Annotated in this window: 26 protein-coding genes; 16 read left to right on the top strand and 10 right to left on the bottom strand. The window is 67.9% G+C overall.

The features are described from left to right. Nucleotides 1-60 precede the first annotated feature (60 nt). Nucleotides 61-774 (top strand): hypothetical protein, encoded by a 714-nt coding sequence (locus ACFOWB_RS16990; RefSeq protein WP_261403327.1) that lies wholly within the window; start codon nucleotides 61-63, stop codon nucleotides 772-774. Between the two features lie 56 nt (nucleotides 775-830). Next, nucleotides 831-1,121, top strand: a complete 291-nt coding sequence (locus tag ACFOWB_RS16985) for a hypothetical protein (protein ID WP_261405854.1) — start codon at nucleotides 831-833, stop codon at nucleotides 1,119-1,121. Nucleotides 1,122-1,251: 130 nt separating this feature from the next. Here the strand turns inward: ACFOWB_RS16985 and ACFOWB_RS16980 are convergent, their stop codons facing one another. From ACFOWB_RS16980 to otnI, 3 genes are all read right to left on the bottom strand, one after another. Continuing rightward, nucleotides 1,252-2,130, bottom strand: coding sequence for a quinoprotein dehydrogenase-associated SoxYZ-like carrier (locus ACFOWB_RS16980; protein ID WP_261403326.1), 879 nt, complete (start codon nucleotides 2,128-2,130; stop codon nucleotides 1,252-1,254). A 129-nt stretch (nucleotides 2,131-2,259) separates the two neighbouring features. Continuing rightward, nucleotides 2,260-3,351, bottom strand: coding sequence for an ATP-dependent DNA helicase (locus ACFOWB_RS16975; RefSeq protein WP_261403325.1), 1,092 nt, complete (start codon nucleotides 3,349-3,351; stop codon nucleotides 2,260-2,262). 186 nt (nucleotides 3,352-3,537) lie between these two features. Beyond that, nucleotides 3,538-4,323, bottom strand: coding sequence for a 2-oxo-tetronate isomerase (gene otnI / locus ACFOWB_RS16970; protein ID WP_261403324.1), 786 nt, complete (start codon nucleotides 4,321-4,323; stop codon nucleotides 3,538-3,540). A gap of 425 nt (nucleotides 4,324-4,748) precedes the next feature. On the opposite strand from otnI, the gene ACFOWB_RS16965 reads away from it, so the two are divergent. From ACFOWB_RS16965 to ACFOWB_RS16955, 3 genes are all read left to right on the top strand, one after another. Further along, a complete protein-coding gene (locus ACFOWB_RS16965) occupies nucleotides 4,749-5,078 on the top strand; it encodes a hypothetical protein (protein ID WP_261403323.1) in 330 nt (109 codons plus the stop codon). 142 nt (nucleotides 5,079-5,220) lie between these two features. Beyond that, nucleotides 5,221-6,141, top strand: coding sequence for an aldo/keto reductase (locus ACFOWB_RS16960; RefSeq protein ID WP_261403322.1), 921 nt, complete (start codon nucleotides 5,221-5,223; stop codon nucleotides 6,139-6,141). A 13-nt stretch (nucleotides 6,142-6,154) separates the two neighbouring features. After that, on the top strand, nucleotides 6,155-6,829 hold the full coding sequence (locus ACFOWB_RS16955; RefSeq protein WP_261403321.1) for a DUF6064 family protein: 675 nt from the start codon (nucleotides 6,155-6,157) through the stop codon (nucleotides 6,827-6,829). Here the strand turns inward: ACFOWB_RS16955 and ACFOWB_RS16950 are convergent. Then, nucleotides 6,820-8,334 carry a malonate--CoA ligase gene (locus tag ACFOWB_RS16950; RefSeq protein WP_378148437.1) on the bottom strand — a complete coding sequence of 505 codons (1,515 nt, stop codon included), beginning with the start codon at nucleotides 8,332-8,334 and terminating at the stop codon, nucleotides 6,820-6,822. The two genes, ACFOWB_RS16955 and ACFOWB_RS16950, sit on opposite strands and share 10 nt — an antisense overlap. Before the next feature lie 120 nt (nucleotides 8,335-8,454). On the opposite strand from ACFOWB_RS16950, the gene ACFOWB_RS16945 reads away from it, so the two are divergent. The 4 genes from ACFOWB_RS16945 to ACFOWB_RS16930 all read left to right on the top strand — a co-directional run bounded on the left by ACFOWB_RS16945 (nucleotide 8,455) and on the right by ACFOWB_RS16930 (nucleotide 10,307). Then, on the top strand, nucleotides 8,455-8,844 hold the full coding sequence (locus tag ACFOWB_RS16945) for a thioredoxin family protein (RefSeq protein ID WP_261403320.1): 390 nt from the start codon (nucleotides 8,455-8,457) through the stop codon (nucleotides 8,842-8,844). 111 nt (nucleotides 8,845-8,955) lie between these two features. Then, the gene (locus ACFOWB_RS16940) at nucleotides 8,956-9,378 is read left to right on the top strand and encodes a VOC family protein (RefSeq protein ID WP_261403319.1); all 423 of its coding nucleotides are present in this window, start codon (nucleotides 8,956-8,958) and stop codon (nucleotides 9,376-9,378) included. Between the two features lie 43 nt (nucleotides 9,379-9,421). Further along, nucleotides 9,422-9,907: a VOC family protein gene (locus ACFOWB_RS16935; protein WP_261403318.1), complete on the top strand. Its 486-nt coding sequence runs from the start codon at nucleotides 9,422-9,424 to the stop codon at nucleotides 9,905-9,907. Between the two features lie 37 nt (nucleotides 9,908-9,944). After that, nucleotides 9,945-10,307: a DUF1428 domain-containing protein gene (locus tag ACFOWB_RS16930; protein WP_261403317.1), complete on the top strand. Its 363-nt coding sequence runs from the start codon at nucleotides 9,945-9,947 to the stop codon at nucleotides 10,305-10,307. Between the two features lie 7 nt (nucleotides 10,308-10,314). Here the strand turns inward: ACFOWB_RS16930 and ACFOWB_RS16925 are convergent, their stop codons facing one another. Then, nucleotides 10,315-11,265: a DMT family transporter gene (locus ACFOWB_RS16925; protein WP_261403316.1), complete on the bottom strand. Its 951-nt coding sequence runs from the start codon at nucleotides 11,263-11,265 to the stop codon at nucleotides 10,315-10,317. Nucleotides 11,266-11,555: 290 nt separating this feature from the next. On the opposite strand from ACFOWB_RS16925, the gene ACFOWB_RS16920 reads away from it, so the two are divergent. Further along, nucleotides 11,556-12,524 carry a collagen-like protein gene (locus ACFOWB_RS16920; protein WP_261403315.1) on the top strand — a complete coding sequence of 323 codons (969 nt, stop codon included), beginning with the start codon at nucleotides 11,556-11,558 and terminating at the stop codon, nucleotides 12,522-12,524. A gap of 71 nt (nucleotides 12,525-12,595) precedes the next feature. Here ACFOWB_RS16920 and ACFOWB_RS16915 read toward each other — a convergent pair whose 3' ends face one another. Both ACFOWB_RS16915 and ACFOWB_RS16910 read right to left on the bottom strand, forming a co-directional pair. Beyond that, complete coding sequence (locus tag ACFOWB_RS16915) at nucleotides 12,596-13,723, bottom strand: asparaginase (RefSeq protein WP_261403314.1); 1,128 nt, start codon at nucleotides 13,721-13,723, stop codon at nucleotides 12,596-12,598. A gap of 129 nt (nucleotides 13,724-13,852) precedes the next feature. Then, nucleotides 13,853-14,743, bottom strand: coding sequence for a PhzF family phenazine biosynthesis protein (locus ACFOWB_RS16910; protein WP_378148432.1), 891 nt, complete (start codon nucleotides 14,741-14,743; stop codon nucleotides 13,853-13,855). A 108-nt stretch (nucleotides 14,744-14,851) separates the two neighbouring features. On the opposite strand from ACFOWB_RS16910, the gene ACFOWB_RS16905 reads away from it, so the two are divergent. Beyond that, nucleotides 14,852-15,556 (top strand): RibD family protein, encoded by a 705-nt coding sequence (locus ACFOWB_RS16905; RefSeq protein WP_261403313.1) that lies wholly within the window; start codon nucleotides 14,852-14,854, stop codon nucleotides 15,554-15,556. A gap of 146 nt (nucleotides 15,557-15,702) precedes the next feature. Here the strand turns inward: ACFOWB_RS16905 and hemB are convergent, their stop codons facing one another. After that, the gene (gene hemB, locus ACFOWB_RS16900; protein ID WP_261403312.1) at nucleotides 15,703-16,731 is read right to left on the bottom strand and encodes a porphobilinogen synthase; all 1,029 of its coding nucleotides are present in this window, start codon (nucleotides 16,729-16,731) and stop codon (nucleotides 15,703-15,705) included. A 155-nt stretch (nucleotides 16,732-16,886) separates the two neighbouring features. On the opposite strand from hemB, the gene ACFOWB_RS16895 reads away from it, so the two are divergent. Together ACFOWB_RS16895 and ldtR are read left to right on the top strand one after the other, a co-directional pair. Then, the gene (locus ACFOWB_RS16895; RefSeq protein WP_261403311.1) at nucleotides 16,887-17,330 is read left to right on the top strand and encodes a DUF6163 family protein; all 444 of its coding nucleotides are present in this window, start codon (nucleotides 16,887-16,889) and stop codon (nucleotides 17,328-17,330) included. A 265-nt stretch (nucleotides 17,331-17,595) separates the two neighbouring features. Further along, entirely contained in the window at nucleotides 17,596-18,111 is a 516-nt protein-coding gene (ldtR, locus tag ACFOWB_RS16890; RefSeq protein WP_261403310.1) for a transcriptional regulator LdtR, read from the top strand. A gap of 73 nt (nucleotides 18,112-18,184) precedes the next feature. On the opposite strand, the gene ACFOWB_RS16885 is transcribed toward ldtR, so the two are convergent. Further along, a complete protein-coding gene (locus tag ACFOWB_RS16885) occupies nucleotides 18,185-19,255 on the bottom strand; it encodes an outer membrane protein assembly factor BamB family protein (RefSeq protein WP_261403309.1) in 1,071 nt (356 codons plus the stop codon). 540 nt (nucleotides 19,256-19,795) lie between these two features. Between ACFOWB_RS16885 and ACFOWB_RS16880 the strand changes: the two genes are divergently transcribed. Beyond that, on the top strand, nucleotides 19,796-21,130 hold the full coding sequence (locus ACFOWB_RS16880) for a L,D-transpeptidase family protein (RefSeq protein WP_378148429.1): 1,335 nt from the start codon (nucleotides 19,796-19,798) through the stop codon (nucleotides 21,128-21,130). After that, nucleotides 21,127-21,357, top strand: coding sequence for a DUF6898 family protein (locus ACFOWB_RS16875; RefSeq protein WP_261403307.1), 231 nt, complete (start codon nucleotides 21,127-21,129; stop codon nucleotides 21,355-21,357). The genes ACFOWB_RS16880 and ACFOWB_RS16875 overlap by 4 nt, the downstream gene beginning before the upstream one ends. A 23-nt stretch (nucleotides 21,358-21,380) precedes the next feature. Here the strand turns inward: ACFOWB_RS16875 and ACFOWB_RS16870 are convergent, their stop codons facing one another. Beyond that, nucleotides 21,381-21,611, bottom strand: a complete 231-nt coding sequence (locus ACFOWB_RS16870; RefSeq protein ID WP_261403306.1) for a hypothetical protein — start codon at nucleotides 21,609-21,611, stop codon at nucleotides 21,381-21,383. A gap of 250 nt (nucleotides 21,612-21,861) precedes the next feature. Between ACFOWB_RS16870 and ssb the strand changes: the two genes are divergently transcribed. Next, entirely contained in the window at nucleotides 21,862-22,383 is a 522-nt protein-coding gene (ssb, locus tag ACFOWB_RS16865; RefSeq protein ID WP_378148426.1) for a single-stranded DNA-binding protein, read from the top strand. Nucleotides 22,384-22,396 lie beyond the last annotated feature (13 nt).

The following is a 22,396-nucleotide window of genomic DNA, read 5'->3' as shown; positions in this document are numbered from 1 at the left end:
CAACGGCTCGCGGCCGCGCATCTGCGCGCCTGAAGGGCCGGCCCGATCGAGGAAGACCTGATGATCTCCGTTTCTCTACGCCGCCTGAGCGCGGCGCCGCTCGCCGCCTGCGTCGCCCTGATGACGGCGTCCGCCGCGCTTGCGGCGGCCCCGATCTCGGTCGACCTCGTGTTCTACGCGCCCCATTTCCAGAAGCTCGAGAACGGCAGCACGATCTCCTACAGCTTCGTGCGCAAGTCCGAGGATCCGAAGGCGACCCCGTCTTTCGAGGACGAGGTGAAGGTCAATGTCGGCCCCCAGGGCGCCGAGGACTCGGTGCGCATCGACCTCTTCACCGGCGACCGCGGCCAGGTGCTGGGCAACATGTCGAAGACCGGAAACCCGGTGATCGTCGCGATCCTCGAGGAGGACGTGAAGGACATGCAGAAGACTCTCGGCGGAAGCCCGTTCTATTTCCGCACCAAGCTGCGCGAGGCGCTCGCCGCCCAGACGCCGGCCGAGCCCACCAAGATCGAGTTCGACGGCAAGACGATCGACGGCTGGAAGGTCTCCATAAAGCCGTTCCAGGACGACGCGAAGAACCGCGGCAAGCTGCGTGAATTCGCCGAACGCAGCTATGAGCTGACCTTCTCCGACGAGGTTCCCGGCGGCCTCTACGCCCTGAAGACCGTGACCCCGAAGCCGGACGGCGGCGTGCTGCTGACCGAGGAGCTTCGCGTGAAGCCCAAGGTCGTCAAGGCGGACGCGGCCGCGCCGTCGGGAGCGGCCAAGTGAGCCGGGTCGCTCGTCTTCTGGTCGCCGCCGCGCTCATCGTCGCCCCGGCGACGGCGATGGCCGACGTCTCGAACGATTATCCGACGGTCGAGAAGGCCGACTACATCTTCGGCTGCATGGCGTCCAACGGCCAGACCCGCGACTCGCTCGAGCGCTGCTCGTGCTCGATCGACACGATCGCGTCGATCCTTCCGTACTCCGAATACGAGGAGGCGGAGGTGATCCTGCGGATGAACAAGATCGCGGGCCAGTCATCGGAGCTGTTCCGCACCAGCGGCGACCTGCACGACAAGGTCGCCAACATGCGCCGCGCGCAGGCCGAGGCCGAGGTGAAGTGCTTCCCGTAAGGCGCTGACGCTCGCGTCCCGGCTGTCATCCGGGACAAATGGGAGCGGTCCAGACGGCCGACGTTTCAGGCGCGCATGAAAAGGGCCGGTCATTGGACCGGCCCTTCGCGTTTCTTGAGGCGTGCGCCGTTCAGCGCGGCTGGGCGCTCGCGGCGTCCTGCTGGAGATCGGCCGAGAACGCCTTGCCCTGCGTGTCCGTGCCGTTCATCGCGAGCTTGGCGCCGGGCTTCTTGTGATAGGTGAACTGGATCATTGGATCCTCGCTGAGCGAGATGCCGCCGTCCATCGTGAACACCATCTCGTCGCCCTGGCGGATCTCGAGGTGGTTCACGAACCAGGCCGGGATGTAGCTTCGGTCCACCACGTTCATCTGCAGGCCCGAATAGTTCGGGTGGCGGATCATCAGCTGGGCCCGGTCGAACTTGGTGGCGGCGGGCTCGCCTTCGGTCTGGGCCGCAAGGTTGCGGAAGCGGGTCTGGCCGATCCGCGCCATGGCCTCGTCCTGGTCCTTGAGCGCCGGCGCCGAGCAGCCGCCCGAGGCCTTCACGAACTTGCCGTTCATCGCGAGCTTGCCGTCGCTGGTCTCGACCACGGTGCGCACGGTTGAGTAGGCGTTCACGCGCAGACGGGTCGAAATCCAGAACTCCTTGCGGTTCTGGCCGAGCGTGAAGGTCGCGGCGACCGGGGAGGGGTTCTCGTCGACGATCAGCGTCACCTTGGAGATCGTGCGCTGGTCGCCCTCGGGCAGCGCGACCGCGACGTCGATCGGCACCACCGCGGCGTCCTCCGCGCGGTAGGGCGCGGTCATCTTGATGAAGTCGGCGTTGGCCGCGATCGCCTTGTCGCCGAAGGCGTCGGCCTTGAAGCTCTCGAACGTTTTGTCGGTGTTCTGGCTCTGCTGCTGCTGCTGCTCTGCCGGGCTCTGGGCGAGCGCGGGAGCCGCGGAGAGGCCGAGCGCCGCCGCGATCGCGAGCGCGCTCACGGATGCGGACCGAAGACGGAACGTCATGATCTTCTCTCCCATGGGTGGCGGCGCGCTCTTGTGACGGCGCGTCCGGCGTCCGCCTGCTTCGGCGGTTGTTCAATCCGAATTATATGACGCGCAGCGGTTTCCGCAATCTACCGATTGGTAGGTTGATCAGCGGACGACGGTGACGCGCTTCGCAGCCCGGGTGAGGCCGGTGTAGAGCCAGCGGTCGCGGTGTTCGCGGAACGCGTAGCTCTCGTCGAACAGCACCACGTCGTCCCATTGCGAGCCTTGCGCCTTGTGGACGGTGAGCGCATAGCCGTAGTCGAACTCGTCGGAGCGTCGGCGCTGCGCGAAGGGAACGGCCTCGACGTCGCCCTCGAAGAAGGCCTTCAGCACCGAGACGGAGACCGAGCGCTTCGCGCCGTCTTCGTCGGGCATGAGGTCGAGCTTCACGCGCGAGGCGTCTGAGCTTTTGAGGCGCTGGACGATCCAGGTGCCGCCGTTGAACAGGCCCTTGGTCTTGTCGTTGCGCAGGCACACGAGCTTGTCGCCGACGGCCGGCATCGGGTGGATAAGCCCCTTCAGCTCGCGCAGGCGGCCGTTGTAGAGCCGCCGGGTGCGGTTGGTGCCGACGAGCACCTGGTCGGCGCCGGTGACGTCTTCGGTCGCGATCTCGCGGCGCGACGCCACGCGGCTTTCGCCATACTGGCCGTAAGCGAGTTCGCGGCCCTCGCGCACGTCGAGCGACATCCGGATGATCGGATCGTCGGCGGCCTGCCGGTGGACTTCCGTCAGCATCGCGTCCGGCTCGGCCTCGGTGAAGAAGCCGCCGCCCTTGACCGGCGGCAACTGCGCCGGGTCGCCCAGCACCAGCACCTTCTTGCCGAAGGAGAGCAGGTCGCGGCCGAGCTCCTCGTCCACCATCGAGCATTCGTCGATGACGATGAGGTCGGCCTCGGCGGCCGAGCCCTGGCGGTTGATGGCGAAGGACGGCCCTTCCTCGTCGCCGCCGCGCGGGCGGTAGATCATCGCGTGGATGGTGCTCGCGCCGACGCAGCCCTTCGACCGCATCACGAGCGCGGCCTTGCCCGTGTAAGCCCCGAACGCGACGTCGCCGTCGATGTCCTCGGCGAGGTGGCGGGCGAGCGTCGTCTTTCCCGTGCCGGCGTAGCCGAACAGGCGGAACACCTGCTGGCGCGGCTTCGCGAGCCACTCCGCGACCGATTTCAGGGCGTCGTCCTGCTGGGGCGACCAGCGCATGCGTTCTCCGGGGAAGGGAGGTTGGAGGCAGACGTCTTAGCGCGAGTCGAACCGCAAGGCGTCATCCCCGTATGCCGCGGCCCTTGTGCTGGACCCGATCCGGCACCCAGAAACGGCGCCGGAAGACGAAAAAGGCGAAGACGTCCGGAGACTTTAAAACCCAGCGTCTCGGTTCTGGGTCTCGGATCAAGTCCGGGACAAGGGGGCGGCGCGGTCCATCCATCCCAGCCCGTCTTCCGTGCGCCCGAGCGGCCGATACTCGCAGCCGACGAAGCCCGCATAGCCCAACCGGTCGAGCGCCGCGAACACCGCGAAATCGTCGAGCTCTCCCGTTCCCGGCTCGTTGCGGCCGGGGACGCTCGCGACCTGCACATGGCCGATCAAGGGCATCAGCTCCTCGAGGCCGCGGATCACGTCGCCGCGCAGGATCTGGCGGTGATAGACGTCGAACTGCAGCTTCAGGTTCGGGCGCCCGAGCGCCGCGATGATCTCGGCGGCGCGCTCGAAGCTCGCAAGGTGATAGCCCGGCATGTCGCGGCCGTTGATCGGCTCGATCAGAACGTCGACGCCCATGGGACCGGCGCGGTCGCAGGCGAAGGCCAGGGCGTCGCGATAGGCGCTGGCCGCGCGGGCGTCGTCCGGCTGTGCGAGGCCCGCAAGCGCATGGAGGCGACGCGTGCCGAGACGCTGGGCATAGCGCAGCGCCTCCTCCACGGATGCGCGGAACTCCTCGGACCGGTGAGGGAAGGAGGCGAGGCCCCGCTCGCCCGCCGCCCAGTCTCCCGGGCGCATGTTGAACAGGACAAGCTCGAGATCGGCGGCCTTAAGCCATTCCGCAAGCGTTTCCGGCGCATGCTCGTAGGGGAACAGCATTTCGACGGCATCGAACCCTGCGGCGCGCGCGGCGTCGATGCGATCGGGCAAAGCGCGGTCGGCGAAGAGGAACGAGAGGTTCGCGGCGAAGCGGGGCAAGGCGTCTTTCCGACAGGGCGCAAGAGGGCGGGCGTCTTTTTACAGGGCCGGCGTTCGGGACACGAGGCGCGTCCGGCCGGCGGCGATCTCGTGAGCCGACTTTATGTCCCGGCGGACAATAGTCCTGACATTCACTGGGGTCATAGTCCTAGGATGGCGCATAATCCTAGGCTTGCGCTCTCGTTCGGTTTGCCGAACACGGGCTCGGCGGCGTCATCTGCAAAGCTTATTATGAAATTCATATCACACGCTCGTCAGTAACGCGTCATGCAGGATGACATGTTCGTAGATGGGCTTTTCTTATTCTCTCAAGAAATCATCTTTGTGCTCACGTCATGCAAAGACGTTCCGGATGACAGGTCAGCGCCTCGCGCCGTCAAGGTGGTCCGAGATCGATAAAACATGTGAAGAGAGGGCACATAACCATGATGACTTTTGCGAAAGCTGCAGTTCTGGCGCTCGGCGCGACGGCGTTCGCCGCGGCTCCCGCGCTTGCGGTGACGGTGGCCAACAAGTTCGACAAGGCCGTCGAGGTGACCGCCGACCTCGGCACCGAAGAGCCCAAGACCACGATCGAGGCCGGCAAGTCGGCCCAGATCAACTGCCCGGGCGGCTGCGAGCTGCGCGTCAACACCGGAAACTCCTACGGCCTCGCGGCGACCTCCGGCCAGAGCGTCGAGATCGGCAAGGACGGGATGCTCGTTCATGCCGGCGACGCGCAGGCCTCGAACGACAAGGGCGCCAAGTCGAAGTAACGGCGCTGCCGCGGAGTTCACGGTCTCTCCGGTCCGTGAACTCCGCGCGTCTCGATCGATCGCCGTGAGGGCCTAGATGAGAAACCGCCGGCGCGGCCCGCGCCGGCGGTTTTGTCCGCTCGCCCGACCGCGGAGGTTTCAGATGCCCGAGATCGACCGCCGCGCCGTCGTCGCCGGTATGGCCGCGCTCGGCGCCGCAGGGCTCGTCGGCGCCGCGGGCGCGCAGCAGGCCCCGAAGCCGCTGATGAAAACCATTCCGTCGTCCGGCGAAGCGATCCCAGCGGTCGGGCTCGGCACCTGGATAACCTTCAACGTCGGCGAGGATCAGGCGCTGCGCGACGAAAGCGCCGAGGTGATGCGGGCGTTCTTCGAGGCCGGCGGGCGCATGATCGACTCCTCGCCGATGTATGGATCGGCCCAGGCCGTCGTCGGCCACGGGCTGAAGAAGCTCGGGAGCCAGCAGGCGCTGTTCTCGGCCGAGAAGGTGTGGATTTCTTCCGGGCGCGACGGCCCGGGACAGATCGAGCAGACCCGTCGGTTCTGGGGCGTGCCGCGCTTCGACCTGCTGCAGGTCCACAACCTGCTCGCCTTCGACAGCCATTTCGAAACGCTCGAGGCCATGAAGGCCGAGGGCAAGGTTCGCTATGTGGGCGTGACGACCTCCGAGGGGCGCCGGCACGGCGACCTTGAAAAGCTGCTCGCGACCAGGAAGCTCGACTTCGTGCAGCTGACCTACAATCCGGTGGACCGCGAGGCCGAGCAGCGGCTGCTGCCGCTCGCGCGCGAGCGGGGGATCGCGGTGATCGTCAACCGGCCGTTCCGGCAGGGCGACCTCACCGAGGAGCTCGAGGGCGAAAAGCTGCCCGATTTCGCCGGAGAGCTCGGCGCGACCAGCTGGGCGCAGTTGATCCTCAAATTCGTTGCCTCGCATCCGGCGGTCACCTGCGCGATCCCCGCCACGACAAGCGTCTCGCATGTGCGCGAGAACCTCGCGGCCGTCTCCGGACCCATGCCCGACGAGGCCATGAGGGAGCGGATCGCGAAGGCGCTCACTGAGATCTGAGCGAAAAATCCTCATGAGCGAGTGGTGGACCTACCGCCCGTCCGATTTCCTGCTGTTCTCGCCGCGGGTTTATGAGCGGCTGATCGAGAGCCACAACGCCGGGGTCTGGCCGTGGCAGCTCGCGGCGCTGGCGGCGGGACTCGTCCTGATCGGCCTTGTGCGGCGCGGTGGACCGCAGTCCGGCAGGGCCGCGCTGGCGCTCGCGGGCGCAGGACTGGCTATGTCGGGCTGGGGCTTCCTTTGGAGCCGATACGCCGGGATCAACTGGGCGGCGGCCTATGCGGCTCCGGCGTTCCTCACCGCAGGCGCAGGCTTCGCCGCAGTCGCGGCGCTTCTCAACGCGCCCTTGCGCCCCACCGTCAGGCCGGCCGGAGCCTTGGCGGCCGTGCTGCTTGCGCTGGCCGTCATCGCCTATCCGCTCGCCGCGCCGTCGCTCGGAAAGCCGTGGAGCGCGGCCGAAATCGCAGGCGTCATGCCGGATCCGAGCGCGCTCGCCGCGCTCGGCGTCGCGGCGTTGGTCCGCCGGCCGTTTCTTGCGGCGGCGCTCGCCGCCGTTCCGGCCCTCTGGTCGCTCTATGCGGCGATGACGCTCTTCACGCTCGGCGCGCCCGAGGCCTGGTTGATCGCCGCAGGCCTCGCGCTGTTCGTCGCGGCGGTGACGGCGCGCGCGGTTCAGCCTTACCGATAGAGGTCGGCGTAGCGCTCGCGCAGCGCGGCCTTCTGCACCTTGCCCATGGCGTTGCGCGGGAGTTCGTCGACGAGCAGCACGCGCTTGGGCTGCTTGAACCGCGCGAGCCGCTCCTTCAGCGCGGAGAGGATCGAGGCCTCGTCGATCTCGGCGGTGCCGTCCGGCACCACGACCGCCGTCACGCCCTCGCCGAAGTCGCGATGCGCCACCCCGATCACGGCGCTTTCGAAGACGCCGGGCAGCTGGTCGATCTCCTCCTCGACCTCCTTGGGGTAGACGTTGAAGCCGCCCGAGATCACGAGGTCCTTACCGCGCCCGACGATCGAGACCCGCCCGTCCGCGTCGCGCCGGGCGAGATCGCCGGTGACGAAGAAGCCGTCGTCGCGGAACTCGGCGCGGGTCTTCTCCGGCATCCGCCAATAGCCCTTGAAGACGTTCGGGCCCTTCACCTCGATCATCCCGACCTCGCCGTCGGCGAGCGGCGCGCCGCTCTCGGCGTCGACGACGCGCAGCTCGACGTCGGGCAGCGGATATCCGACCGTTCCCGCGATCCTGCCGCCCTCATAGGGGTTGGAGGTGATCATGTTGGTCTCGGTCATCCCGTAACGCTCGAGGATGGCGTGGCCGGTGCGCCCGGAGAACTCGCGGTGGGTCTCGGCCAACAGCGGCGCGGAGCCCGAGACGAACAGGCGCATGCCGGCCGTCGCCTCGCGCGTCAGCCCGGCATGGCCGAGAAGGCGCACATAGAAGGTCGGCACGCCCATCAGCACGCTCGCGCGGTCCATCAGGCCGACGACTTCGGCGGGGTCGAAGCGCGGCAGGAAGATCATCGACGAGCCCGCGAGCAGCGCCGTGTTGGTCGCCACGAACAGTCCGTGGGTGTGGAAGATCGGCAGCGCGTGGATCAGCCGGTCGGCGGCGGTGAACCGCCAGGTCTTCACGAGCGCGAGCGCGTTCGACAGCAGATTGTCGTGCGTCAGCATCGCGCCCTTGGAGCGGCCGGTCGTGCCGGAGGTGTAGAGGATGGCCGCGAGGTCGTTCGGTCCGCAGGCGGCGTCGCTGAACCCGCGCCCGTCTTCGCCGCGGACGTGGTCCATGAGCGACCCCTCGCCGGCGCCGCCGAGCGTCAGGAGACGGGCGCCGCGCGTCGTCGCGATCGGGGCGAGGGCGGCTTCGGAAGGGGGCGACACGACGAAGAGCCGCGGCTCGGCGTCGCCGATGAAATAGTCGATTTCCGCGGGCGTGTAGGCGGTGTTGAGTGGAAGGAAGACGCCGCCGGCCCGCACCGTCGCGAGATAGAGCAGCAGCGCCTCGGGGCTCTTCTCGACCTGCGCGGCCACGCGGTCGCCGGGCTCGAGCCCGAGCCGGACCAGCGCCGCGGCGAAGCGCGCGGTCTCGTCGACCAGCTCGCCGTAGCTCCAGCGACGGCCGTCCGTCGTCTCCATGAAGGTTTCGTCGCGCCCCGGCGCGGCGGCCCTGACGGCGTCGAACAGATGGTTGGCCACGCGAACTCGCTCCCGTACTCGCAGACGTCATCGAAGACGCTTCCCGGGCCCGGTTGGCGAAACCGGACCCTGCGCGCATACGTAAAGGCCCGAGACGAGACCGATCGCAAGGAAAAGCCGATGTTCGACCGTCGCTCCTCCCTCGGAATTTTGGCGCTCGCTGCGGCGCTGTCCGTCGCGCCAGCCTTCGCCGCGAGCCTGCAACCCTTCGGAACCGCGAATTTCGAGGCCGCGCGCGGAAAGGGCGCGGTGATCGCGCTCATCGACGCCTCATGGTGCCCGACCTGCCGGGCCCAGAAGCCGATCGTCACGAAGCTGCTGGCGGACCCGAAGTTCGCAAAGGTCGCGGCCTTCGCGATCGACTATGATTCGGAGAAGCCGACGCTGAAGGCGCTCAACGCGCCCGACCGCTCCACGATCCTCGTGTTCAAGGGTGGAAAGGAGGTCGGACGCTCGGTCGGCGACACGCGCGAAGAGACGATCGCGGCGCTGCTCGAAAAGGCGCTCTGACCGCGCCGGCGCTGTCTTCCAAAAAAATCTTCGGCCGTGTGTCGGGCTGCCGTCGCCTCGTTCGTCCTAGGATCGAACGAGCCACGATCAGCGCACGATGAGGAGCCCACGATGCCGAAGCTGATTTTCGTCAACCTGCCCGTCGCCGACCTGCCCGCCTCGATCGCCTTCTACAAGGCGGTGGGCGCGGAGCAGAACCTCAACTTCTCCGACCACACCGCCGCCTGCATGGTGCTGTCGGAGACCATTTTCGTGATGCTTCTCACCCACGAGAAGTACCGGCAGTTCACCTCCAAAGAGATCCCTGACGCGCGCGCCTCGGCGCAGGTGCTGCTGTGCGTTTCGGAGGAGAGCCGCGAGGCGGTGGACGGGCAGGTGGCCAAGGCGACGGCGGCCGGCGGGACCGCCGATCCGACGCCCCTGCAGGACTACGGCTTCATGTACGGCCGCTCCTACGAGGATCCGGACGGGCACATCTGGGAGGTGATGTGGATGGATCCGGCCGCGGCCGCAGGCGGTCCGCCGGCCGCGTGAGCGCGCCAGAACATCAGAAAAAACTCGATCCCGGAGGCCCCCCATGTCCAAGATCTCGCCCTGCATCTGGTTCGACAGCGACGGCGAAGACGCCGCGAACTTCTATGTCTCGCTGCTGCCCGACAGCCGCATCGACCGCGTCACGACGAGCCCGGGAGACTTTCCGGGCGGCAAGGCCGGCGACGTCCTGCTGATCGAGTTCACGCTCGCCGGCCAGACGTTCCAAGCGCTGAACGGCCGCAGCGCGCCGCAGCACACCGACTCCGTGTCGCTGTCGGTCGATTGCGCCGACCAGGCCGAGGTCGACCGGGTCTGGGACGCGATCAGGGACAAAGGCGGCAAGGAGGTCGCCTGCGGCTGGATCCACGACCGCTGGGGCGTGCGGTGGCAGATCGTGCCGCGCGCTCTCTCGGAGTTGATCGCCGATCCCGACCCGGAGGTCGCGAGCCGGGTTTTCACGGCCATGATGGGCATGGTGAAGATCGACGTCGCCGCCATCGAGGCCGCGGCGGGGAAACGGGCGGCGTGAGTCCGCCCGTCAAGGGGGAGGCTTAGGCGAGCGACCGATGGCGTATGTGCAGGGTTTCGTCATTCCCGCGGCGGCGGGCCGCAAGGACGACTATCGCGAGATGGCCGAGCAGGCCGCGGAGATGTTCAAGGAGTACGGCGCGCTCCGGATCGTCGAGTGCTGGGGCGTGGACGTCCAGCCCGGCGAGACGGCGGACTTCCGTCGCGCCGTTCGGGCCAAGGACGGCGAGGAGATCGTGTTCTCCTTCATCGTCTGGCCCGACAAGGCGACCTGCGACGCGGCCGCGGCCAAGATGGAGGCCGACGAGCGCATGACCCCGCCCGAAGACGCGCCGTTCTCGATGGATCGCATGATCTTCGGCGGCTTCGAGCCGCTGTTCGACAGCGACGGAGAGCTTTAGGCCCCGTTCAGGCGAGCGGAGCCGCCGAATTGGCGAGCGGCTCCGGCTCGTTCTTCTTCTCGCGCTTGAGCGCATAGAGGCCCGACCCGACGATCAGCGCGGAGCCGATGAGCGACAGCGCGTCGGGGGTGTGGCCCCAGACCGCCCAGCCGAGGATTAGCGCCGCCAGGATGACGCTGTAGCGGAACGGACCGACCACGGTCATGTCGCCGAGGCGGAACGCCATCACGATCAGCATGTTGCAGCCGACCACGAGCCCGGCCGCGACGACGATCATCGTGGTCTCGAAGCCGTCGGGCATCAGCCAGGGGCCGGCCTGCGCGGCGCCGGCGCCGAAGCCCACCGCCGTCACCGCGATGGTGGAGCCGAGCGTCACGACCATCGAGGGCGCGGAAGACGGGATCCGCGACGTGACGAGGTCGCGCACCGCCATGAAGCAGGCCGACAGCAGCGTGAGCGCCGCATAGACGTTGACGCCGCCGGTCGTGGGCTTTGCGATCAGCAGGACGCCGCCGAAGCCGACGCCGATCGCGGCCCACCGCTTCCAACCGACCGTCTGCCAGCCGAGCAGCACCGCGAGAGCCGTGATGATGAGCGGCGTCGTCTGCACGATGGAGGTGAACTCGCCGAGCGAGAGATGCGCGAGCGCCGTCATGTAGGTGAGGCACGCCATCGCCTCGAGGCCGGAGCGCAGCGCGACCAGCGGATTGGCGAGCGTCTTCAGCCGGCGCGCCTCTCCGAGCGCGAGCGCGACGGCGAGCGCCAGCGCGATCGCCATGACGCCGCGCAGCGCCATGATCTCGCTCGCCGGCAAGCGGGCGGAGGCGAGCTTGATGACCGTGTCGTTGGTGGCCTGCACGACCATGCCCGCCACCATGGCGATGACGCCGCGGGCGGTGGGATCGAGACCGGACTTGTCGGAGGCGTAGGCGAGATCGGAGGCGGACATCGGGCGCATGCGGGAGAGAGTCTTATGGAAGACTCATTTCTAACCGGAAAATCTTAACGGCGGTTAGGCATGGGCCGCGCTTTCTCGTCATGGCCGATATGCGCGGGGGCGGCGAAGGCCGACGCGCTTTCGGCGCGGCGACGCCAGACCCGTCCGGGCGCGGAAGTATTCATCTGACAACGACGAAGTGAAGGGCCCGAGACGTCATCGGAATACGGCGATGTGCGTGGACGGGTCTTCGCAGTCAAATATAACGAGCGAAGACGCCCGGCGGAGGGCGCATTTGCTCGGGGGAGCTCATGTCGCGGTGGATACACGAACGGGTTTCGCCCCGTTGGACGACGGCGGCGGCCGCGGTCTGCCTGGCCGGCCTCGCGTCGACGTCGGCGGCCGCGACGACCGCGTGTTATTCGCCCGACCGCGCGAGCGTCCGCATCCCGGACGACGCGGACGCCGGCTGCGCGCCGAACGAGGTCGCGGCCCAGCTCGAGGCCACCGGGATCCGCTGGCGCGGATCATGGAGCGCCAAGAAAACCTATGCGGTCAACGACGCCGTCCAGTTCAAGGGGTCGTCCTTCATCGCGCGGCGCAAGAGCCAGGGCGTGCGCCCGCCGGACGAAACCAACTGGAGCCTGATGGCGTCGAAGGGCGCCGACGGCGACCGTGGCCCGACAGGTCCCAGAGGCGCTGCGGGTCCGCAAGGGCCTGAGGGACCAGCGGGACCCTCCGGCCCCCAAGGCCCGACCGGACCGCAGGGCGAGGCGGGCGCCCAGGGGCCAGCCGGCGTTCAGGGTCCTGTCGGGGAGCAGGGACCGGTTGGTGAGCAAGGACCTGCGGGGCCGCAGGGGCCCGCCGGTCCCGGCGGGGTGACGGGCGGAACCCAGACGGTGACCACGCACAGCGTCGGGGCGTTCGGGCCGACCGTCAGCCAAGTCCTTATGACGACGCCGAGCTTCACGGCGGAGCGGGATATGAGGTGCCTCGTGATCGCGACGGTCCAGCTGTCCGACCCGTCGCCGCCGCCCGCCGGCGACGCCTCGATGTTCGTCAAGATCGCGTTCAACCGCGGGCTCGGCAGCGATGACGACCGGCGCGAGGACCAGACCTATGTCAGCAACGGGATCGCGGGCCGGCAGCCTTCCGTGACGCGCTCTTCGGCAGTTTCGGTGCCGGCCGGGACCGCGGTGCGGTTCGGCGTCAGCCTGAAGAACACGCTCAACTGGGGCGGGGCGACGGCGTTCACGCAGGCGAGCTATTTCTGCTCCTAGCCGCGCGCAGGGCCTTCGCGAAAGACGGCGGCCGCCCGACCCGGCAGGTCGCCGGGCGGCCGCCGGAGCCCTCAGTACTTGTAGAGGATCTTCTCGATCTCCTTGGTGTCCTGGGTCTTGGTCAGAGCCAGCGACGTCAGGAGACGGGCCTTCTGGGGAGACTGGTCGGCGGTGACGATCCAGTCGTTCTCGTCGTCCTTCTCCTCGCCGTTGCGCACCACTTGGCCCGAGCCCGTCCGGGTCGCGCGCACGACGATGACGCCTGACTTGCGCACCTCCTTCAGCGGCTCCTCCATGTAGTCGGCGACCGAGCCGTTGCCGGTGCCGCCATAGATCAGCGCCTTCGAGCCGTTCGAGGTGATGGCCTTCAGGATCGTCGGGTCCATCGAGGTGTGGGCGTAGAACACGTCGACCTTAGGCAGCGCCGTGATCTGGTCGATGTCGAACTCGGTCGCGGTGGTGTGCGGGCGCGCGGGCAGGCGGTAGTAGTAGGGCTTCGACTCCACCACGACGCCGAGCGGGCCGTAGAGCGACTTGAAGGTCTCGACCTTCAGCGCGTTCGACTTGGTGACGTCGCGCGCCGAATGGATCTCGTCGTTCATCACGACCAGCACGCCCTTGCCCTTGGACTCCGGCGAGGCCGCCACCACCGCGGCGTTGTAGAGGTTGAGCGGGCCGTCGGCCGAAAGCGCGGTGCCGGGGCGCATGGCGCCGATGATCACCACGGGCTTGTCGGTCTTGAGCGTGAGGTTGAGGAGATACGAGGTCTCCTCGATGGTGTCGGTGCCGTGCGTCACCATCACGGCGTCGACGTCGGGCTGCTTCACGAGCTCGGAGATGCGCTTGGCGAGCTTGAGCATGCGCTCGTCGTTGTAGCTCTCCGAGCCGATCTGGAAGATCTGCTCGCCCTTGACGTTGGCGACCTCCTTCATCTCGGGAACCGCCGCGATGATCTTCTCCACCGCGACCTTGGCGCTGTCATAGTCGCCTGTGTTGACGCTCGACGCGCCCGCGCCCGCGATCGTGCCGCCGGTGCCGATGATGACGATGTTGGGCTTCTTGGCGGCTTGCGTCTGCGAGGCCTGCGGCGAGGCTTCCTGCGCCAAGGCGGGCGAGGCGGCCGCAAGGGCGACGGCGAGCGCGCCGACCAGCATGGCGGCGGGACGGCGCGAGGGGAACGCGGTCTTGGGTCGGGTCATCGGTCCTCTTCTCCTGAAGGTCGCGTCGGCGGCCCGAGGGGGGAGGCGAGGCGGGGGCCGCTCACGGCCCAGAGTGGCCCGGCCGACTTAAGTCGGACAAGGCTTTTGTTCCGCTGGCGCGTCGGACCTCTAGAAAAGCGTGCCTTCAGCCGCGACCACGGCCGCGCCGCCGATCGTCGCCCCGGCGAGCGTGCCGTTTGAGATCTCGAGCCCGAGTTCGATGACGCTCGGCCGCTTCATCTCGAAGCCCTGGCCGATCCTGAACGCGTGGGTTCCCTCCGCAGGGGCCTCGAAGGCCGTCAGCGCGCCCGCGAAGGAAGCCGCGGCCGATCCGGTGGCCGGATCTTCCGAAGCGTCCGCGCGCAGCATGCGGGCCCGGAAGGCGAGGGCGGGATCACCTGTCTCGCGCGTGTAGAGATAGGCGCCGCGGTCGGCGACGCCCGCCGCCCATGCGCCGGGCTGCGGCCGGGCGCGGCCGAGCGCTGCGAGGCTCTTCACCGGGATTAGCGTGAAGGCGTTGCCAGCGTCGAAGCGGGACGGGACATGGGCGTCGAAGCCGATGTCGGTCTCGTCCAGCCCGAGCGCCGCCGCGACGGCGGCGGGAGACGGCGGCGGCGCCACCGGCGCCGGCAGCTTCGTGAGCCGGAACGTCGCGCGGCCGGACCGCTTGCCGGTCGCCTCGACGTCGCAGGCGATGACGCCGACCTGCTCCTCGATCTCGAACCGGGCCGCGCGCCCCTTGCCCGCGACCGCGTCCATCAGCCCGAGCAGCACCGCCGTTCCGACCGTCGGATGTCCGGCGAAAGGCAACTCCGTCTGGGGCGTGAAGATCCGAAGCCGCGCCTTGCGCGCCTCGTCCTCCGCCGGGAGCAGGAAGACGGTCTCGGACAGGTTGAACTCGCGGGCGATCGCCAGCATCCCCTCGGAGTCGAGCCCGGAGGCGTCGAGCACGACGGCGAGCGGGTTTCCGGCGAGCGGCCGGTCGGTGAAGACGTCGAGGATGACATAGAGGCGCGACATGGTCCGCGGGGTAGCACGCGCGCCCGAGTCTCGTCACGGAGCTTCTCCGACTGGCGGTCGCCGTTCGGCGCGCTAACTCGGCGCGTCCAGTCCGCCGGAGCTGTTTCCATGAAGCCGCATGTCACCTGCCTGATGCTCTCCTCGCTCGACGGCCGGCTCGGCTCGGGCCGGTCGGGCGAAGGCGCGAAAGACGAGATCGCCGCCCGCGGCAAGGCGTTCGAAGACGCCCATGACGAGCTCGGCGGCGACGGCTGGATCATCGGCCGCGTGACGGGCGCGGAAATGTCCAAGGCGCTCGCGCATCCGCCGGCGAACTTCGAGGCCCCGCCGCGGCCGTTTCACTTCGCCCGGCGCGACGCGGCCGCCTACGGGATCATCGTCGACCCGCGCGGAAAGCTGCATTTCGAGAAAGCCGACATCGGCGGCGACCACGTGGTGGTCCTGCTCGCCGGCGGCGTCGAGGATGCGCATCTCGCAGAGCTCAAGGCCGACGGCGCCTCCTATGTGGTCGCTGAGGGCCCAGAGATCGACCTCCGCGCGACGCTCGAGCTGCTCGCGCGCGAACTCGGCGTGAAGCGACTGCTGCTCGAGGGCGGCGGCGGCGTGAACGGCGAGTTTCTCAAAGCCGGCGTGGTCGACGACGTCGTTCTGCTGATCTGGCCGTCGATCGTCGGACTGTCGGGCGAGCGTACGGTGTTCGAGTCCGGCGCGCACAGCCTCGCGGACACGGTCGGGCTCAAGCTCAGGAGCTGCGAGGCGAAAGGCGAGGTGGTTCGCCTCCACTATGACGTGACGCCCAAAACGACCGGCTGACACGCCGGAACCGCGGCCGTCATCCCGGCCGCAGAGCCGGGATCCAGAAACGCCGTCGTCTCGATGTTTCCTGCCCCGCTTTCGGATCTGGATCCCGGCTCTGCGGCCGGGATGACGCGCGAAGGTTCGAGCGCCGGGCGATCGGCCTATCCGGCCCTCAGCTTCCGTGCGGCCTCGACGGCGAAATAGGTCAGCACCCCGTCCGCGCCCGCGCGCTTGAAGGCCTGCAGGCTCTCCATCATGGCGGCGTCGCCGTCGAGCCAACCGTTTTGCGCGGCCGCCTGGATCATCGCGTACTCGCCCGACACCTGATACGCGAAGGTCGGCATGCGGAACCTGTCCTTCAGGCGACGGACGACGTCGAGATAGGGCATGCCTGGCTTCACCATCAGCATGTCCGCGCCCTCGGCGATGTCGAGCTCCGCCTCGAGCTCCGCCTCGTCGCCGTTGCCCGGGTCCATCTGATAGGTCTTCTTGTCGCCGACCAGCGCCTTTTTGGTGCCGATGGCGTCGCGGAACGGCCCGTAGAATGCCGAGGCGTATTTCGCCGCATAGGACATGATCTGGACGTCGGCGAAGCCCGCCTCGTCCAGCCCCGCCCGGATCGCGCCGACGCGCCCGTCCATCATGTCGGAGGGCGCAATCACGTCGGCGCCGGCCTCGGCCTGCACCAGAGCCTGCCGGACGAGCGTTTCGACCGTCGCGTCGTTCAGGATGCGCTCGCCCTCCATCAGCCCGTCATGGCCGTGGCTGGTGTAGGGATCGAGCGCGACGTCGGTGATGAGCCCGATCTCGGGAACCTCGCGCTTGATGAGCCTCAACGCCTGGCAGACGAGGTTCTGCGGGTTGAGGGCTTCCGATCCTTCGGGATCGCGCGCCGCAGGGTCGGTGAAGGGAAAGAGCGCGACAGCCGGAATGCCGAGCGCCGCGGCGTCAGCCACCGCGCGGGCCGCCTCGTCGACGCTCATGCGCTCGACGCCCGGCAGCGAGGCCACCGGCTCGCGGCGCTTCGCGCCGTCGATGACGAAGATCGGCCAGATCAGGTCGTCGACGCTCAGCGTCGTTTCGCGCACGAGGCGGCGCGTCCAGTCGGCCCGGCGATTGCGCCGCGGGCGGCGCGGCAGATCGAGCGCGCCGTCCCGGGTCCGGCCGGTCGTTCCGATCGTCTCGTGCATGCGGCGGCCTCCGGACCGTCTTTGGATTGGCGAGAGCCATAGCACCGCGCGAGGCCATGGCACAAAGCAGGGCGGGTTTGCGTGGAGAGGGGGAGTCGGACAACAGTGCGCCGCCTGAAGCCGGCGCCCCCTCCGCCGGCGACCCGGGAGACGCGATGTCGGCCGAGGACGACCGGAGCGATCCGCCGCCGATTTCGGCGCGCGACCAGCGCCTGTCGGCGGACAGGGGAACGCGCCCGTGGCGCTGGCGGCTCGAGGTGTTCCTGCGGGTCCTGTCGGCGGCCGAGATCGCCAAGGGCCTCGTTCACTGGGCGCTGCTGATCGGCTCCGGCGGCGCGGCCGAGCCGCTCGGCTCCGTCGCGCCCGGCTGGATGTTCGCCACCGTGTTCTTCGCCGTCGCCGATCCGGTCGCGGGCGTCGGGCTGTGGGTCGGGGCGGCCTGGGGCGTCGCCATCTGGCTCATCGCGGCGCTCGGCCAGATCCTTGCGGTTGCGCTTGGCGTCGAGGCCTTTGGCGGATGGGCTGCGGCGGGGCTCGTGTTCGCCGCCATGGCGACCTATGTGGCGCTGTCGATGATGGCGCGGCGCGAAGGCCGCTGAGCTGATCGGCGGACCACATTTCCTTCGCGAGTTCCGCCGGCGATGGTTTCTGCAATTTGAATGAAAAATGAAGATCGATTTACGTCTGTCGCAGCAACTCTCTGAAGACCTTGGGCGGCAAGAGTCTGTTTAGTCTGCTGGATAAATACAATTTTCATCACGCCATTTAAGCGCATTTTCAGAAGCGCGGCCTATCTTCGGTACCAACAGAGACGCGAAACAAAACGACGTCTCAAGTATATCGACAGACAGGAAGGCGTCAGTCATGAAGAACACCGCTCGCCGAATGGAGACCGCTCCCGCCGTCGACGCCGCCCAGCCGGCCGTTCGTCCGCTCTACCTCGAGGCGCTCACCCTCGTGGAGCGTCTTCACCGTCGCCTGCTCGACGTGATCAAGGACGAGTTCGACCGTCGCGGTCGCTCGGACATCAACTCGGTGCAGGCTCTGCTGCTCTACAACATCGGCGACGCCGAGCTCACCGCCGGGGAGCTGCGCACCCGCGGCTACTATCTGGGCTCGAACGTCAGCTACAACCTCAAGAAGCTGGTCGAGATGGGTTATCTCAGCCACCAGCGCTCGCGGATGGACCGCCGCTCGGTGCGCATCAGCCTGACCGAGCAGGGCCGCGAGATCCACGACATCGTCGAGAGCCTCTACGCCAAGCACGTTCGCACGATCGAGCAGGTCGGCGGCATCAACGCCGACGACTTCAAGACGCTGAACGTCGCGCTCGTCCGCCTCGAGCGCTTCTGGACCGATCAGATCCGCTTCCGCCTCTGATCGACGCGCCTTTCAGATCTGTCGACGACAAAGACGCGCCGCGGGCAAGCCCGCGGCGCGTCTTGCGTTGCGGCTACTTCGTCTTGAAGGCGTAAAGCGAGGAGTCGGCGGATCCGAAGTACAGGACGCCGTTCGACATCACCGGCGAGGAGTCGACGATGCTGCCGGTCGCAAACGAGAACAGCTGCTTTCCGGTCGCAAGCTCAAGCCCGTAGACCTTCGCGTCCTGCGAGTCGACATAGACCACGCCGTTGGCGACGCTCGGCGAACTGCGGACGATTCCGCCGGTCAGGAACGTCCATTTGGTGACGCCGGTCTTGGCGTCGAGCGCGTAAACCTGCCGGTCGTCGCAGCCGAAGATCACCATGCCGCTCGCCACCGCCGGCGAGGAGTTGATGGTGCAGCCGATGTTGAGGTTGAACCCGGGGGCGCCGTTGGCGGTCTTGTAGGCGTTGATCGTCGCGTCGGTCGAGCCGATGTACACGAGGCCGGCGGAGACGGCCGGCGACGAGAAGATCGAGTTGGTGGTCGATTTCGACCGTTTCTTCTTGCCGGTCCTGGCGTCGAACGCATAGGTCGAGCCGTCCCCCGAGCCGACGAAGACCAGCCCGCCGTCGAAGGCCGGCGACGAGTAGAGGCCGCCGCCGGTCTTGGGGCTCCACAGCTTCTTTCCGGTCTTGGCGTTGAACGAATAAAGGCTCTGGTCGAGCGACCCGATGATCACGCTCCCGTCGACGACCAGCGGCGACGAGCGGTCGACGATGCCCCCGGTCGGCGAAGCCCAGATCTGCGCGCCGGTCTTGGCGTTCAGCGCATAGACGAAGTTGTTCTGGCAGCCGAAATACACGACGCCGTCGACGACCGCGGGGGAGGTGGTGATCTTGCAGCCGGGCTGCCTGAACCAACCCGGCTGGCCATTGCTCGCCTTGAAGGTCCGAAGCGCGGAATCGCTTGTGGCGACGTAGACGACGCCCTTGACGACCGCCGGCTGCGTATAGACGCCGGCCGGAAGCGAGGCCTTCCACTTCTGCTTCAACTTCTTGGCGTCGCCCACGCCGACGACGGCTTCGTCAAGATTGAGGCTCGTGCGAGCCGGCCCCTGCTTGAACTGCTGCCAGTCGCCCGGCGTCGGCGTCGCGGCCACGGGTTCAGCTGCATTAGCGTAGCTGAAACCCATCAGAGTTGCTGCAAGAGCGAACAAAAGTGCGTATCTGGCGTAACGGATGTCCACTGGATACCTCCAATACCAAATAAACATGATCATCAATACATGAATGACGCGCGCCCACAACACATGGTTGTCCGGTATGAAAATCTCCAAAATTGACGGATAGTTCTGATGTTTTCGCGAGTTCATATTTTCAATTGATCACGGGTCCGTGCATCGGCGTTTGGCCGCCCGACGCGAGGCGGGCGCGTCGGCGCGCGGAGCGGCGGTCGCGAGCGCTTCACGATCCAGCGCGCGCGGCGCCTCGCCCGTCGTCCGACATCGTTCCGCCTCAAAGGCGCGGCATTCGGAAACGCTCGGGAAGTCCTTCGGCCGTCAGGCGTTTTGCGCGGTCAAAGGGTCGCGGTCGCGACGGCTTCCTTTCAGGCCGCTTGGCCGCCGGGGTCGGGGTTCGTTAACCATGGCTGAGGCACCTTGCGGCTTCGCGCGGAGAGCGGGCGAGGAGCCCGTGCCCGCATGTCCGGATCGCAGGAGCTCGTAGACGCCGTGACGGATCGCCCCTCTGATTTTTCCGCCGCCACCCGCCGCGGCGCGCTGAAGCTCGGTCTCGGCGCCGCCGCGGCGGGCGCTTTCGCCGGTTCGGCTGCGGCTCAGGAAATGAACCTCTTCAGCTCGCAGGCCGAGTGGAAGGACCGCTACGACGCGGCCGGCGGCGTCGCGACCCGGACCTCCTCCTCGCGCGTGCCGACGCTCAGCCCCGAGACCGCGCAGGCCACCGAACAGGCGATCGCGAGCTATCGCGAGCTGGTCTCGAACGGTGGCTGGGACACGGTGCCGAACGGCAATCGGCTCAAGCTCGGCTCCACCGGCGAGCGCGTCACGGCGCTGCGGCGGCGCCTGATGGTCACGGGCGACCTGTCCCCGAACCTCGGAATGTCGCCGACCTTCGATTCCTACGTCGAGGGCGCGGTGCGCCGCTTCCAGGCCCGCCACGGCCTCATTCCGGTCGGCGTCGTCGGCGACGACACGCTGCAGTCGCTCAACATTCCGGCCGCGACGCGCCTGCGGCAGCTCGAGATCAACCTCGTGCGCATCCGCACCATGGCGAACGGCAATCTCGGCGAGCGCTACGTGATGGCCAACATTCCGGCGGCCGAGGTCGAGGCGGTTGAGAACGGCATGGTGGCGGCCCGCTACACCGCCGTCGTCGGCAAGGTCGACCGCGCCTCGCCGGTGCTCGACGCCAAGATCCTGCAGGTGAACCTGAACCCGTTCTGGACGGTGCCGGCCTCGATCGTGCGGAAAGATCTCATTCCGCAGATGCAGAAGGATCCCCAGTACCTCACCAAGAAGAACATCCGGATCATCGACCGCAGCGGCGTCGAGATCTCGCCCGAGCAGGTCAACTGGCAGACCGACGAGGCCACCCGCTACATGTACAAGCAGGATCCCGGCGAGGACAACTCGATGGGAACCGTGCGCATCAACATGCAGAACCAGCACGGCGTCTACATGCACGACACGCCGTCCAAGAACCTGTTCGGCGACAACGCCCGGTTCCACTCCTCGGGCTGCATGCGCATTCAGAACGTCAAGGAGCTGTGCACCTGGCTCCTGAAACCCTCGGGCAATTGGGACCGTCGCGCGCTCGACGCCGCGATCAAGACCGGCAACCGCACCGACATCCAGGTGACGCCGCCGGTGCCGGTCTACTGGCGCTATGTCTCGGGCTGGGGCGCGGCCGACGGCACCGTGCAGTTCCGCGAGGACATCTACGGACAGGACGGCACCGGCGAGCTCGCCATGGCCGACGGCGGTGCGAGCCAGGCGACGGGGTCGTCGCAGCGGTGACGCCGAGGCGGCCCTTCGGTCGTCCATCGAATTCGCCCGGCGTCGACGCGGTCGCGCCGGGCGAAGTGCTGTTTGAGTTCATCACCCGCGGAAACGCGACGCGCTGCGCGGCGATCGACGCCGCGACCGGAGTCGAGGTGGTGGTCGTCGGCCCACCGAGCGCGGTCGAAACCCAGCTCAAGGCCGTCGCGCTGCGCAAGCTCAGGATGCGGCTCGCCAAGGGCTAGGGCCGCATCCTGGAGCGGTGAGATCAGTCCGCCTTGGCCGCCGCCGGCTTCTTCGCGCCGCCGGGCTTCGGCTTGGCGGCCTTGAGTTCGCGCACGTCGCGGCTGAGCTTGGCGAGGCCTTCGGCGAGAAGGCCCAGGCTTTCGAGCATCAACGCCCGATCGGCGTTCTTCGGATCCTTGATGGACCCAGCCCGCTCTGCGAGCTTGGTCTGAAGTTCGGTGAGCCGTTTCGCGATCGGTTCGTTGGCAGCCATCGGCAGTCCCCCAGTACGCTTGATCCCGCTGCCTTTCTTGCATTGGCGCCGGGCCAAGGAAAGCCCTGCGCCTTGGTTTTGACAACTTTCGGGTCGCGATATAGAAGAGAACAAAGAAAGAACTTATCGGCCCGCTCGTCCGGCGCGGCGGCGCTTTGTGGACAAGCCCCGAGGGCGGGCGACTTCCGCGCGGCGGCGCACTAGGGTGCGGGCCTTGGCCCTTTAGCGAAGGACGGCAGGAGAGACGACGATGGCGGGCAGCGTGAACAAGGTCATTCTGGTGGGCAATCTCGGGCGCGACCCCGAGGTGCGCCGCCTGAATTCGGGCGAGCCGGTCGTCAATCTCCGGATCGCGACGTCCGAGACCTGGCGCGACAAGGGCTCCGGCGAGCGCCGCGAGCGCACCGAATGGCACCAGGTCGTGATCTTCAACGAAAACCTCGCCAAGGTCGCCGAGCAGTATCTGCGCAAGGGCTCCAAGGTCTATATCGAAGGCCAGCTCCAGACCCGGAAATACACGGACGCCTCCGGCGCCGAGAAATACTCGACCGAGATCGTGCTGCAGCGCTATCGCGGCGAGCTGACCATGCTCGAGGGCCGTGGCGGCGGGGGCGGCGACGACGCTTATGAGGGCGGCGGCGGGGGCGACAGCTTCGGCCGGTCGAGCCCGATGGAGCGCCGCCAGCCTGCGCCGGCCGGCGGCGGCGGTGGTGGAGGCGGCGGCGGTCGCGGCGGCTATGGCGACGCCATGGACGACGACATCCCGTTCTAGAATGCGGTACATG

This window comes from Chenggangzhangella methanolivorans (genome assembly GCF_042648545.1).
Lineage (GTDB): Bacteria > Pseudomonadota > Alphaproteobacteria > Rhizobiales > Methylopilaceae > Methylopila > Methylopila methanolivorans.
Note: the sequence above shows the minus strand (reverse complement) of the source record. Positions and strands in the feature narration are given on the sequence as shown.